At 54.8% G+C, this 13302-nt stretch carries 12 protein-coding genes; 6 read left to right on the forward strand and 6 right to left on the reverse strand.

Annotated features, from left to right (window positions below):
* Positions 1–24: 24 nt before the first annotated feature.
* Positions 25–2079, reverse strand: coding sequence for a DNA helicase IV (helD, locus tag ACOTXT_RS15575; RefSeq protein WP_333164619.1), 2055 nt, complete (start codon positions 2077–2079; stop codon positions 25–27).
* A gap of 123 nt (positions 2080–2202) precedes the next feature.
* Between helD and ACOTXT_RS15580 the strand changes: the two genes are divergently transcribed.
* The gene (locus tag ACOTXT_RS15580) at positions 2203–2649 is read left to right on the forward strand and encodes a YccF domain-containing protein (RefSeq protein WP_008499924.1); all 447 of its coding nucleotides are present in this window, start codon (positions 2203–2205) and stop codon (positions 2647–2649) included.
* Positions 2650–2668: 19 nt separating this feature from the next.
* Positions 2669–4831 carry a YccS family putative transporter gene (yccS, locus tag ACOTXT_RS15585; protein ID WP_023292863.1) on the forward strand — a complete coding sequence of 721 codons (2163 nt, stop codon included), beginning with the start codon at positions 2669–2671 and terminating at the stop codon, positions 4829–4831.
* Here the strand turns inward: yccS and ACOTXT_RS15590 are convergent.
* Positions 4788–5414: a TfoX/Sxy family DNA transformation protein gene (locus ACOTXT_RS15590; protein ID WP_048962070.1), complete on the reverse strand. Its 627-nt coding sequence runs from the start codon at positions 5412–5414 to the stop codon at positions 4788–4790. The genes yccS and ACOTXT_RS15590 overlap by 44 nt on opposite strands.
* A 217-nt stretch (positions 5415–5631) precedes the next feature.
* On the opposite strand from ACOTXT_RS15590, the gene sulA reads away from it, so the two are divergent.
* Both sulA and ompA read left to right on the forward strand, forming a co-directional pair.
* Positions 5632–6141 carry an SOS-induced cell division inhibitor SulA gene (gene sulA, locus ACOTXT_RS15595; protein ID WP_023618859.1) on the forward strand — a complete coding sequence of 170 codons (510 nt, stop codon included), beginning with the start codon at positions 5632–5634 and terminating at the stop codon, positions 6139–6141.
* A 354-nt stretch (positions 6142–6495) separates the two neighbouring features.
* Positions 6496–7551 (forward strand): porin OmpA, encoded by a 1056-nt coding sequence (gene ompA / locus ACOTXT_RS15600; protein WP_008499928.1) that lies wholly within the window; start codon positions 6496–6498, stop codon positions 7549–7551.
* A gap of 65 nt (positions 7552–7616) precedes the next feature.
* Here ompA and matP read toward each other — a convergent pair whose 3' ends face one another.
* Positions 7617–8069 (reverse strand): macrodomain Ter protein MatP, encoded by a 453-nt coding sequence (gene matP / locus ACOTXT_RS15605; protein ID WP_008499929.1) that lies wholly within the window; start codon positions 8067–8069, stop codon positions 7617–7619.
* A 186-nt stretch (positions 8070–8255) separates the two neighbouring features.
* On the opposite strand from matP, the gene ACOTXT_RS15610 reads away from it, so the two are divergent.
* Both ACOTXT_RS15610 and fabA read left to right on the forward strand, forming a co-directional pair.
* A complete protein-coding gene (locus ACOTXT_RS15610; protein ID WP_023343697.1) occupies positions 8256–10016 on the forward strand; it encodes an AAA family ATPase in 1761 nt (586 codons plus the stop codon).
* 68 nt (positions 10017–10084) lie between these two features.
* A complete protein-coding gene (fabA, locus tag ACOTXT_RS15615; RefSeq protein ID WP_008499931.1) occupies positions 10085–10603 on the forward strand; it encodes a 3-hydroxyacyl-[acyl-carrier-protein] dehydratase FabA in 519 nt (172 codons plus the stop codon).
* Between the two features lie 70 nt (positions 10604–10673).
* On the opposite strand, the gene rmf is transcribed toward fabA, so the two are convergent.
* The 3 genes from rmf to pqiB all read right to left on the reverse strand — a co-directional run bounded on the left by rmf (position 10674) and on the right by pqiB (position 13300).
* The gene (rmf, locus tag ACOTXT_RS15620) at positions 10674–10841 is read right to left on the reverse strand and encodes a ribosome modulation factor (protein WP_013097261.1); all 168 of its coding nucleotides are present in this window, start codon (positions 10839–10841) and stop codon (positions 10674–10676) included.
* Between the two features lie 255 nt (positions 10842–11096).
* On the reverse strand, positions 11097–11663 hold the full coding sequence (pqiC, locus tag ACOTXT_RS15625) for a membrane integrity-associated transporter subunit PqiC (RefSeq protein ID WP_008499932.1): 567 nt from the start codon (positions 11661–11663) through the stop codon (positions 11097–11099).
* Entirely contained in the window at positions 11660–13300 is a 1641-nt protein-coding gene (gene pqiB / locus ACOTXT_RS15630) for an intermembrane transport protein PqiB (RefSeq protein ID WP_008499933.1), read from the reverse strand. Before pqiB ends, pqiC begins: the two co-directional genes overlap by 4 nt.
* Positions 13301–13302 lie beyond the last annotated feature (2 nt).

The following is a 13302-nucleotide window of genomic DNA, read 5'->3' on the forward strand; positions in this document are numbered from 1 at the left end:
CCTACCCATCCTTACCCTTCGTCGTTATGGCTTCCGCGCCACCGGCACATCAATACTCTTCAAAATATCGACAAACACGGATGGATCCTCTTTATTGAACAGCAGCCACACGCGATGGCGCGCGCGGGTCATCGCCACATACAGCAAACGCCGCTCTTCGGCATCCGGAAAGTCTTCCGGCACCGGCAGCAGGGCCTGCTCCATGACCGACTCGCGGGCCGGGGCCGGGAAACCGTCGCTCCCCTCTTTCAGCCCCAAGACAATCACATAGTCGGCCTGCTGCCCTTTGCTGGCGTGAATCGTCATAAATTCAAGCTGCAGCTTCGGCCAGCGGGTGGCCGCCTTTTCCAGCGCCTCGGGTTTGAGGTGATGGTATCGCGCCAGCACCAGGATACGTTCATCAGGCTTCGCGTAGCCGCTGAGCTTGTCCAGCAGCGGTTCCAGCTGGTCTTCCGCCAGCAGGGTCACAGCTTTTTTATCCCCTGCCCGCAGGCTATTGAGCGGCTTTGCCAGCTGATGCGGGTTCTGCTGGATAAAGCGGTTGGCGATTTCACCAATTCGTGAATTGAAGCGGTAGGTGGTGTCCAGATCGCTGCGATCGCCTTCGCCAAAATAGTGATGGAATGCGGTCGTCAGCGAAAGCTGCGCCCCGCTGAAGCGATAGATGGCCTGCCAGTCGTCACCCACCGCAAACAGCGAAGTATGCTTATTTTGCGCCCGTAGCGCCGAAAGCAGGGCTGCGCGCTGCGGAGAGATGTCCTGGAACTCATCCACCAGAATATGTTTCCACGGGCTGACAAAGCGCCCCTTCTCCAGAATGATGATGGCCTGGTGGATTAGGCCGGAAAAATCGACGGCATTTTCCGCTTTCAGCGCGGTTTTCCAGGCCTTCAGCAGCGGCGCCATCAGCTTGACCCGCTTCGAAAACAGATCGCGGATCGCCTCCGGCGCGCTTTCAATCATCTCTGCCTGCGTTCCGCCGTGCATTCGCATCAGGCTGACCCAGCGGTCAAGCCGTGAACCCAGCCGACGCGCCAGTTTGTCATCCTGCCAGAAGCTGCCCTCCGGCACGTCCCAGTTGAGCTCCTCCTCGAGCCACTGGCGCCACCCTTTCGCCTGCGCCTTTTTCTCACTGCACTGCTGGCGCCACGTTTTGATAAACAGCGCCAGGCGCGCCTGCGCGTCGTTTTCCAGCTTACTGATAGCAGGCACTTTTTTACTGCCCTGCTGAATAATATGCAGGGCAAGGGCATGGAAGGTTCTGGCCGTGATATCCCGGGTATGCAGACGTTCCTGGATCCGTTCGTCCATCTCCTGGGCCGCCTTGCGGCCAAAGGCCAGAAGCAGAATTTGATCGGCGACCGCTTCCCCGGTCGTCAGCAGCCAGCCGGCACGCGCAACCAGCACCGACGTTTTACCGCTACCGGCCCCCGCCAGCACCAGCAGCGACTGCTCGCCGTTGACCACCGCGCGCGCCTGAGCCGGATTAAGCGGAGAAGACTCCACCGTACTGAAAAAGTCGGCGTATTGGGTGAGCATGGCGTCCGTCCAGGCCTGATTATGGGCGAGTCGGCTTTTATCCTTATCATTCAGCCAGGCCTGGCACTGGCGCCAGGCGTCGCGACAATTGTCAAACTCCTCAAGACGAGCCACGGATAACGGCAGCGCCGAGAGCGCCTGCCGGATCTTTTGCTGCAACCCGGCGGTCTGCTGACGGGTGAGCCACGAATGCTGCGCGTTGCTTTGCGCGATATCGTCCAACACCTTTTGAAGCACTCCGGCGGCAATCACGCTCATATCCTGACTCCACTGCTGCCAGAGCGCGTTCAGGTGATGATGGAAACGCTGGGTTTCTGCCCACTCGGTGCCGTGAAGACGCACGACTTTATCGTCAGGCAGTACGAACTCGAGTTCGCCCCACACCAGCCCGCGTTTGCAGTGGATAGCCAGAAGCTGATTAAACGGAATAAGGTATTCGTGGCGTTCTCCAGAGACTTTTACCCCGGCATTAAGGAGAACCACCCGGTCGTAAGGGTGTTGCGCCAGACGTTTACCTAACGACGTTGCTTTCAGTTCCATGTTCCGCCAAATCCACGAAGAGATAATTTACCTGACAGTGTAACTGCCAGTTTTAAGGTGCTCCAGCCTAAAAAAACGTTACAATCATTGGGCGTTAATTTTATCGAAAGGAAGTGAGGGTTTATGCGTACCGTTCTGAATGTGTTGAATTTTGTGCTGGGCGGTTTTGCCACCACCCTTTCCTGGCTTTTTGCCACGCTGGTGAGCATCGTCCTGATTTTCACGCTCCCCCTGACTCGCTCCTGCTGGGAAATCACAAAACTCTCCTTCGTCCCCTACGGAAATGAAGCCATCCACGTTGACGAGCTGAATCCGGAGAGCAAAAACGCCCTGATGAATACGGGGGGTACCCTGCTTAACATTCTGTGGCTGATTTTCTTCGGCTGGTGGCTCTGCATCATGCATATTTTTGCGGGTATTGCGCAGTGCATCACGATTATTGGTATTCCGGTGGGGATCGCGAACTTTAAGATCGCCGCTATCGCTCTTTGGCCCGTCGGGCGCAGGGTTGTTCCGGTCGAAGTGGCCCAGGCGGCGCGTGAAGCCAATGCGCGTCGTCGTTTTCAGTAACTAAGGACTGGCCGCGTTTATGCTAAGCCCACTGCTTCGCCGTTATACCTGGAACAGCACCTGGCTTTATAACGTCAGGATATTTATCGCACTTTGCGGCACGGTTGCCCTGCCCTGGTGGCTGAATGACGTCAAGCTCACCATCCCGCTCACGCTGGGCGTCGTGGCCGGGGCGCTGGCGGACCTGGACGATCGTCTGGCCGGGCGTTTACGCAACCTGGTCATCACGCTCGTCTGCTTTTTTATTGCGTCAGCGTCCGTTGAGTTACTTTTCCCCTGGCCCTGGCTGTTTGCCCTGGGTCTGACGCTCTCAACCAGCGGGTTTATTTTGCTGGGCGGCCTCGGGCAGCGCTATGCCACTATCGCGTTTGGCGCCCTGCTGATCGCCATCTATACCATGCTGGGCGCATCCCTCTACGACCAGTGGTACCAGCAGCCGGTTCTGCTGCTGCTCGGCGCCATCTGGTATAACCTGCTGACCTTAACCGGTCATCTGATCTTCCCTGTTCGTCCTCTGCAGGACAACCTTGCCCGCAGCTTTGAGCAGCTAGCCCACTATCTGGAACTGAAATCCCGGCTGTTCGACCCGGATATCGAGGAAGAAAGCCAGGCGCCGCTCTACGATCTGGCGCTGGCAAATGGTCAACTGGTCGCCACCCTTAACCAGACAAAAGCCTCTCTGCTGACCCGTCTGCGCGGCGATCGCGGTCAGCGCGGAACGCGAAGAACCTTACACTACTATTTTGCCGCCCAGGACATTCATGAACGCGCCAGCTCCTCGCACGTCCAGTATGCCGCCCTGCGAGAGAAGTTCCGCTATAGCGACGTGATGTTCCGCTTCCAGCGCCTGCTGTCCATGCAGTCCCAGGCGTGCCAGCAGCTCTCGCGCTCCATTCTGCTGCGCACGCCTTATCAGCATGACCCACGTTTTGAACGCGTCTTCAGCCATCTTGACGCGGCGCTCGACCGCGTTCAGGCCAGCGGAACGTCACCGGAACACATTAAAGCGCTGGGCTTTCTGCTGAACAACCTGCGGGCAATTGACGCACAGCTGGCGACCATCGAATCCGAGCAGGCGATGGCGCTTCCGGGCAGTGAGGTCGACAATCAGCTTGCTGATGACAGCGTGCACAGTTTTAGCGATATGTGGCTACGCCTGAGCCGCAACTTTACCCCGGAGTCGGCTCTCTTCCGCCACGCGGTGAGAATGTCGCTGGTGCTGTGCGTGGGTTATGCCTTTATCCAGATAACCGGGCTGCATCATGGCTACTGGATCCTGCTGACCAGCCTGTTCGTCTGCCAGCCGAACTATAACGCCACCCGACACCGTCTTGCGCTGCGCATTATCGGCACGCTGGTCGGGGTCGCAATCGGCCTGCCGGTGCTTTATTTCGTGCCTTCCGTCGAAGGTCAGCTGATTCTGATCGTGATCACCGGCGTGCTGTTCTTTGCGTTTCGCAACGTGCAGTACGCCCATGCCACCATGTTCATCACGCTGCTGGTGCTGCTCTGCTTTAATCTGCTGGGTGAAGGGTTTGAAGTCGCCCTGCCCCGCGTGATTGATACGCTGATTGGCTGCGCGATTGCCTGGGCCGCGGTCAGCTTTATCTGGCCGGACTGGCGTTTTCGCAATTTGCCGCGCGTGGTAGACAGGGCGATGAATGCCAACTGTCGTTACCTTGACGCAATTCTGGAGCAGTACCACCAGGGCCGCGATAACCGTCTGGCTTACCGGATAGCACGTCGCGACGCGCACAACAGTGATGCTGAACTGGCCTCCGTTGTCTCTAACATGTCAACGGAGCCGGGCGCCACGGCCGAGATTCGTGAGACAGCGTTCCGCCTGCTCTGCCTGAACCATACCTTTACCAGCTATATTTCGACGCTGGGGGCCCACCGCGAGAAGCTCACTAACCCGGCGGTTCTCAACCTCCTCGATGACGCCGTCTGCTATGTCGATGATGCGCTTCATCACCGCCCGGCCGATGAACCGCGCGTTCGACAGGCTCTGGATGAACTGGCTCAACGCATTGCGCATCTTGACCCGGGAAACGACAGCAAAGCGCCGCTGGTTCTTCAGCAGATAGGCCTGCTTATCGCTCTGCTGCCTGAAATTTGCCGGCTGCAACAGCACATCGCTACCTGGAGGAACGACTCTCCTGCGGCTCAGGCAGCGCATTAAACCACTCCGTCAGCTCCCGGCGGATACCTGCCGGGAGTGCCGCCTCATGCAGCCCTTCGATAGCCCCTTCCAGCGCAAAGAGCACTTTTATACTGAGTGCTTTATTCTTTGCCCGCATCTTCAGCCAGCTCGCTCTGGCGCCCAGCGCCCGCAGCGTTTCTTCATTGGTGATACCAGCTTCATAGAGCAAGACTTCAAGCTGAAAGGTCAGGTTCGGCAGATCCTTAAGACGGGTTCGTTGATGACGCTGGTAGCGCTCTTTCCTTGCCGCACTGAGTGCAAACGAGGAGAGCTGAAGCAACCGCTCCCTGTCCTGCCATAATCCGTCATCCACACGATAATAGTTGAGCAGCACCGGGCGGCCTCGCTTCATCAACGTCAAGAAGGAGGAAGCATTTTTTACACAGTATTTTGCACTCTCTTCACACGCGCGAAGGTAAAGTTCGCCATCGGACACCATGGCAAAGACCGCATCATCCACTGCCAGGGTGTAACCGCCAAACAGCGCGCGATGATGAATCTCGCCCAACGGAGAGAGGTATTCCTGGGATTTATAAATCCGTTCATAAGATATCTTTTTCATGATATTTCCCTTCAAAATCATAGGCTAACAACGAAATTTCTTACTAGCGGATCCGTTAGCAGGAAAATAGGCAACTTATCGTCGTTGAGCAAGATGATTTTTCGAGGGGCATCAAGATTGAATGAATTTTGCGAGTCGCTTTCCGAAAATGAGGTTGATCTTTGGGCATACAGGGGTTACTGTATATCCATACAGTAACTACAGGGCTGGAATGAATATGCACACTTCAGGCTATGCAAATCGCGCAACCTCTCTCTCTTCTGCCGCAGGTAATGTCGCGCAGAATTCCGTCGAGCGTGTTTCCACAGGGCTTATCAGTGAAGTGGTTTATCGTGAAGACCAGCCCTTGTTAACGCAACTTCTTTTACTGCCATTATTACAACAGCTCGGTCAGCAATCGCGCTGGCAGCTTTGGCTCACGCCTCAGCAAAAGCTGAGTCGCGAGTGGGTTCAATCCGCAGGCCTTCCGCTGACCAAGGTCATGCAGATTAATCAACTTTCGCCTTGCGATACCGTTGAGTCGATGATCCGCGCGTTACGCACAGGAAATTACAGCGTGGTGATTGGCTGGTTACCGGAAGAATTGACGGAAGAGGAACATTTCCGACTGACTGAAGCCGCTGAAGAAGGGAATGCGATCGGGTTCATTATGCGTCCGGTTCGATCGGATTCTTACCGCAGAGGACAACTTTCTGGGCTAAAAATTCACTCAAATTTGTATCATTGAGTGAAATTAAGATTTTTCCTGGAATTTTTTTTGACCGCAAGATGGGATTTTAGTTCCCGGCCTTAAAATTGCGGCAAGGCTTGTCTGGTGCGGTTCTCCTTAATTTTATTGCACAAAATTCGTTCAAAAAATGTTAAATAATCGGTATACGGAACTTTTTTTTTCATATGCCTGACGGACTTCACACTTGTAAGTTTTCAGCTACGTTGTAGACTTTACATCGCCAGGGGTGCTCGGCCTAAGCCGAAGATATCGGTAGATTTATATTTGACCACGCCCCCCGGTGAAGGATTTAACCGTGATTCTCTCTTGAGACTTTCATGGCGAATTTTGGATGATAACGAGGCGCAAAAAATGAAAAAGACAGCTATCGCGATTGCAGTGGCACTGGCTGGCTTCGCTACCGTAGCGCAGGCCGCTCCGAAAGATAATACCTGGTATGCAGGTGGTAAACTGGGCTGGTCTCAGTTCCACGACACCGGCTGGTACAACAGCAGCCTGAACAATGATGGCCCAACTCACGAGAGCCAGCTTGGTGCAGGTGCGTTCGGTGGCTATCAGGTTAACCCGTATGTTGGTTTTGAAATGGGTTACGACTGGTTAGGTCGTATGCCATACAAAGGCGACACCGTAAACGGCGCTTTCAAAGCACAGGGCGTTCAGCTGACCGCTAAACTGGGTTACCCAGTAACTGACGATCTGGACGTGTACACCCGTCTGGGCGGCATGGTATGGCGCGCTGACTCCAGCAACAGCATCGCTGGCGACGACCATGACACCGGTGTTTCCCCAGTATTCGCTGGTGGCGTTGAGTGGGCTATGACCCGTGACATCGCTACCCGTCTGGAATACCAGTGGGTTAACAACATCGGCGACGGCAACACCGTTGGTGTTCGTCCAGACAACGGCATGCTGAGCGTAGGTGTTTCCTACCGTTTCGGCCAGCAGGAAGAAGCAGCACCAGTTGTTGCTCCAGCGCCGGCTCCAGCTCCAGAAGTACAGACCAAGCACTTCACTCTGAAGTCTGACGTTCTGTTCAACTTCAACAAAGCGACTCTGAAACCAGAAGGCCAGCAGGCACTGGATCAGCTGTACACCCAGCTGAGCAACCTGGATCCTAAAGACGGTTCTGTAGTGGTTCTGGGCTTCACCGACCGTATCGGTTCTGACGCTTACAACCAGAAACTGTCTGAGAAACGTGCTCAGTCTGTTGTTGATTACCTGATCTCTAAAGGTATCCCAGCTAACAAGATCTCCCCACGTGGTATGGGCGAATCTAACCCAGTTACTGGCAACACCTGTGACAACGTGAAAGCTCGCGCTGCACTGATCGACTGCCTGGCTCCAGATCGTCGCGTAGAGATCGAAGTTAAAGGCATCAAAGACGTTGTAACTCAGCCAGCGGCATAAGTTATCGTCTTATAAAAAAACCCCGCAATGCGGGGTTTTTTATTGTCTGAAGAAAAGTAAAAAAACTACTTTTTGCCCAACAGCGCCTGAAGGTCATTCTTCAGTGTCGACATCTGGTTGGCGTACTTCTCTTTATGTTCTGCATCCTCAATCAACTGCACGATGGTTTCCGACAGCGTTTTACCCCGTCGTTGTGCCAGCCCGGCCAGGCGCTGCCAGACAACAAATTCCAGGTCGATTGATTTTTTGCGAGTGTGCTGGTGCTCAGCATTAAAATGCCGTTTGCGTCGCGCGCGGATAGTTTGCTTCATCCGGTTTAACAACGCAGGATTAATGTGTTTCTCAATCCAGCCGTTGACCTGTACCGGTTCGTTTTCGAGGGTCAGCAAAATATCCACGGCTTCTTGCGCAGCGCTGGCTTCGATGTAGCAGGTGATCAGCTCCCCTTCACGGTGCTTTTTGACCAGGTACTTCCATTTCCAGCCGCTTTCGAGATTTTCCAGTTGTTGATATTTCATTGCGATCTCAGTGTTACCACGTAACTCTGTTCAGAATATCAGTTTTTTAGCAATCTGCTGAAAAGAAATCATATCCTGTGAGTGAATGCAGCCAATCACCCTGTCGAAATCCCCAATCCTGCTTGGGTACAGCCCCCCGCTTACGGTATACTCCACGCTTTTACATCTGACTAAAAAACATCAACTTTGACCATTACGAAACTTGCATGGCGTGACCTTGTTCCGGATACCGAAAGTTATCAGGAACTGTTTGCACAGCCAGATCTCGCAAAAGAACACGAATTCATCCTTAGCGATACGCAGCCCCGTTTGCATTACGCGCTGGAGCAGGTATTAAGCCCCTGGGCAACTGCGCCTTTCATGCTGCTCAAAGCCCCGGAAGAAGCGGAATACCTGACGTTGTTCGGGGATGCCGTGCGTCAGCTAAAGCCGGAAGCGAACGCCGTTTTTGGCGGCCAGTATCGTATCGCTGGACATGATGTTACTTTCGAACCGGCGGCGCAGGCCGACGGCCTTTTTGCCGCTAAGGGCGAGGTGATTACCGCGAACTGGGTCGAGGCTGAACAACTCTTTGGTTGTCTGCGCCAGTTTAACGGCGAGCTTTCTCTGCAGCCTGGGCTGGTACATCGCGCAAATGGCGGTGTCCTGATCATCTCGCTGCGTACCCTGCTCTCGCAGCCGCTTCTGTGGATGCGTCTGAAAACCATCGTGCATCAGCAGCGTTTCGACTGGGTCGGCTACGATGAGTCTCGTCCTCTGCCTGTCTCGGTTCCGTCTATGCCGCTGTCATTAACCGTCGTGCTGACGGGCGACCGTGAATCGCTGGCAGACTTCCAGGAAATGGAGCCTGAACTGGCTGAACAGGCGGTGTATAGCGAATACGAAGACAATATCCAGATTGCCGATGCCGACGATATGGCGCAGTGGTGCCAGTGGGTGATGGCCGTTGCTGAACGTTTTGCACTGCCAACGCCTGCGGCTGACGCATGGCCAGGCCTGATCCGCGAAGCGGTGCGTTATACCGGTGACCAGGAAACGCTGCCACTCTGCCCGCTCTGGATCGGCAAACAGCTGCGTGAAGTGGGCGTGGTGAGCGGTAGCGGTGCGTTCACCGGGGAGCAGCTCACCCAGATGCTGGCTCAGCGTGAGTGGCGGGAAGGCTATCTTGCTGACCGTATGCAGGATGAAATTCTGCTGGAACAAATTCTGGTGGAAACCGAAGGCGAACGCGTCGGACAGATCAACGCCCTGTCGGTGATTGAATTCCCTGGCCATCCCCGCGCGTTCGGGGAGCCGTCCCGTATTAGCTGCGTTGTGCATATTGGAGACGGCGAGTTTACCGACATCGAACGCAAAGCCGAGCTGGGCGGAAACATTCACGCCAAAGGCATGATGATCATGCAGGCGTTTTTGATGTCTGAACTGCAGCTTGAGCAGCAGATCCCCTTCTCCGCCTCGCTGACGTTTGAGCAGTCCTACAGCGAAGTGGATGGCGATAGCGCCTCTATGGCTGAACTGTGCGCCTTAATCAGCGCTCTGGCGGAAGTGCCCATCAATCAGAACATCGCGATCACCGGTTCGGTGGATCAATTCGGTCGTGCGCAGCCTGTGGGTGGCCTCAACGAAAAAATTGAAGGCTTCTTCTCTATCTGTCAGCAGCGCGGTTTAAACGGCAAACAGGGTGTGATTATTCCGGCTCCCAACGCACGCCATTTAAGCCTCAGCCAGGAGATTCTGGATGCGGTTGAACAAGAGCAGTTCGCTATCTGGGCCATCGAAGGGATTGAGGATGCACTACCCTTACTGACAAACCTGGTATGGGATGGCGAAGGGCAAACCACCCTGATGCAGACTATCCAGGAGCGCATTGCTCAGGCAACACAGCAGGATGCTCGTCACCGTTATCCATGGCCGTTACGCTGGCTGGGCTGGTTTAGTTCGAACTGATCGGACTTGTTCAGCGTACACGTGTTAGCTATCCTGCGTCCTTCACTAAAATAAGGCTTACTGAGAACATGGTAGATAAACGCGAATCCTATACAAAAGAAGATCTTCTTGCCTCTGGTCGCGGTGAACTGTTTGGCGCGAAAGGCCCACAGTTACCGGCCCCGAACATGCTGATGATGGACCGTGTCGTGAAAATGACCGAAACCGGCGGCAACTTCGATAAGGGTTACGTAGAAGCAGAACTCGATATCAACCCGGACCTGTGGTTCTTCGGCTGCCACTTTATTGGCGATCCGGTAATGCCTGGCTGTCTGGGTCTGGATGCCATGTGGCAGCTGGTTGGCTTCTATCTGGGCTGGCTGGGTGGTGAAGGTAAAGGCCGCGCGCTGGGCGTGGGCGAAGTAAAATTCACCGGCCAGGTTCTGCCTACGGCGAAGAAAGTGACCTATCGTATTCACTTCAAGCGCATCGTTAACCGCCGCCTGATTATGGGCCTGGCAGATGGCGAAGTGCTGGTAGACGGTCGTCTGATCTATAGCGCAAGCGACCTGAAGGTTGGCCTGTTCCAGGACACGTCCGCGTTCTGATCGTGCTTTCGCACCTCCAGAAAGGCGAAACCTCCGCATTGCGGAGGTTTCTTTTTTGAAAGAGACGTTATCAGGCTATGAGTGCCCTGTCGCCGATGGCTTCTCGCCAGCCTCCAAGCCATTGTGACCTTTGATTTATCGTCTGATAAGGACACATTTCTTTAGAACGTCCAGCGATGCCGGCCTGATAACCACGTTGATGAGCCCGTTCCAGGCGATCTCGTTTCTGTCTCTTCATGCCTCGTTTCCCTCATTCTTTTGTCTGGTGGAAAGAAAACAGTGTCTGCACTATCTGCACAGGCACAGATAACGAATACCCCGAATTAGTCGCATCGTCAATGTTCAAAATTCATACGGGTGTCATATTTGTGAGCTAGCTGGAAGTTCATTTGTACAAAAATTGTGACGTGGCACAAGTAACAACCTGAGTTGAAAACGAAAAAAAACCGCAATCAGCGACAGACCGATTGCGGTTTCTGATGATGAATTTTACTTATGGCAGCCGGGAAATCTCTCTCGCGATACTGGCCGACTCCTGCGCCCATCCCTGAGCCAGGACTTTCACCATTTCGTCATAGCCATCTTTCTGCTGCTTTAGCTCCAGATGGAAAGGACGCTTAATCAGCTGCCCCTGATGGTTCAGCAACCACTCCCCGCTGATGACCACCGCACCGTCATAACGGCCGTGGAAGCCCGTTACGGTGACGTTCAGCGTATCCTGATCGTTACCCAGCGGCTGCGATGCGACTACCCACCCCGGAAGCTGGCTGCCCAGATTGGCCACCAGCGTGTTGCGCAGCTGCTGATCCAGCGGGCTGGCCCACAGGTTGTTGGTTGCAATCACGTATTTCACGTCGCTGGTCTGATAGACCACGCCGTTTCCTGCCAGATAATCCGGCACGGCGACCTGCTCAACCCACAGCTGGCGGTTTCCCTGACTGGCCGTGCTTTGCCCACCGCTGTGGGTTGCCACAGGCAGCTGATAATAGCTTTTATTATCTCCCCCTGAACTGCATGCCGTTAACAGCAGAGCGCCAACCATCAATAGCCATTTTTTCATTCTTTTGCCCTCTTCGGCTCAGGATCCTTTTTATCTTTCGCTTCGAACACCAGCGCATTGCTCTTCTCGTTGAGCGTTTTCAGCACCGGCTGCAGTTCACGCAGGACCTGATCAAGACGCTGCATATCTGCCACCATCTTGTTATAGGCCGCTGATCCCGGCTGGAAGCCCTGCATACTGCGGTTCAGCTCACGCAGCGTTTTCTGCATGTCCTGCGGCAGCTGCTGCATGCTCTGGCTCGCCGTAATCTTGTTGATGTTATCCAGCGTGGTTTGCAGACGGCGCATCGTTGCCTGGCTTTCGCTCAGCGAGTTTGTTGCCGCTTCAATCATCGGATTCAGTGGCAGATTGTTGATCTTATCCAGCGTCTCCATCAGACGCTGCTGGATCTGCGCCAGACCGCTGCTCACCGTTGGGATGATCTTGTAGCCACCGAATTCACGGATACCGGTAATCGGCGGTGCTTTCGGGTAGAAGTCCATATCCACATACAGCGCACCGGTGACCAGGTTGCCGGTTTTCAGCGACCCGCGCAGACCGCGTTCCATCAGCTGGGTGATATGAGTCGCGATATCCTGATTTTCACCAATCTGATTAAGCAGACGCTCTGGTTCAATGCGGATCAGTACCGGAATGCGGTAATCATCATCCAGCACCTGCTGAAGGCCCGGAACGAAGAACGGCACTTGCCCAACCGTACCGAGACGAATGCCGCGGAACTCAACAGGCGCCCCCGGCTGCAGGCCGCGAACGGAGTCTTTAAAGAACATCAGGAAGTCAACGTGATCGGTATAGAGCGCATCCTGAATGCTTTTTTGATCGTCAAAGAGACGGAAAGCGGTGTTCTCTGCGACCGGCTGCCCTAAATCCAGGCCCTCCGGCACGTCAAAGCTCACGCCGCCACCAAACAGCGTGGTCAGCGAACCCATTTCAACGCGCATGCCTGCCGAAGTCAGATCTACCGCGATCCCGCTGTCTTTCCAGAAGCGGACGTTGCTGGTGACCAGGCGATCGTTTGGCGCATTAATGAAGAGCTGATAGCTGATCGCGCGTTTCTGTGGATCAAACGTGCTTTTCTCAACCGACCCGACGCGGTAGCCGCGGAACAGAACCGGGTCGCCCGCCGTGAGCTGACCCGCTTTTTTGCTGTCGAGGATCACGCGGATGCCCTTGGCATCAGGCGGTGCAAGCGGCGGTGAATCCAGAAGCTGGTACTGGGCCGGCTGGTTACCCTTAGCGCCCGGCTGCAGCTCAATGTAGGCACCCGAGAGCAGCGTCCCCAGGCCGCTGATCCCTTCACGCCCCACCTGCGGCTTAACGACCCAGAAAACGGAATCGCCGTGCAGCAGTTTTTCCATGCCGGCATTCAGGCGCGCCTTAATCTCCACATGGGTTAAATCGTCGGTCAGGGTTGCGCTTTCCACCACGCCCACATCCACGCTACGGCTTTTGATGGTCGTTTTACCGCCCTCAATCCCCTCGGCATTGGTGGTTATCAGCGTCACTTCCGGCCCCTGATGGCTGTAATGATAAAACAGGATCCAGGCACCGATCAGCGCAGTCACGATGGGAAAAATCCACACCGGAGACCAGTTTTTGACCTTCTGCACTTTCGCCTCTCCACTCTTATTTTCCATGC

This window comes from Enterobacter cloacae complex sp. IR5422, from assembly GCF_049238165.1.
Taxonomy (GTDB): Bacteria; Pseudomonadota; Gammaproteobacteria; order Enterobacterales; family Enterobacteriaceae; genus Enterobacter; species Enterobacter roggenkampii.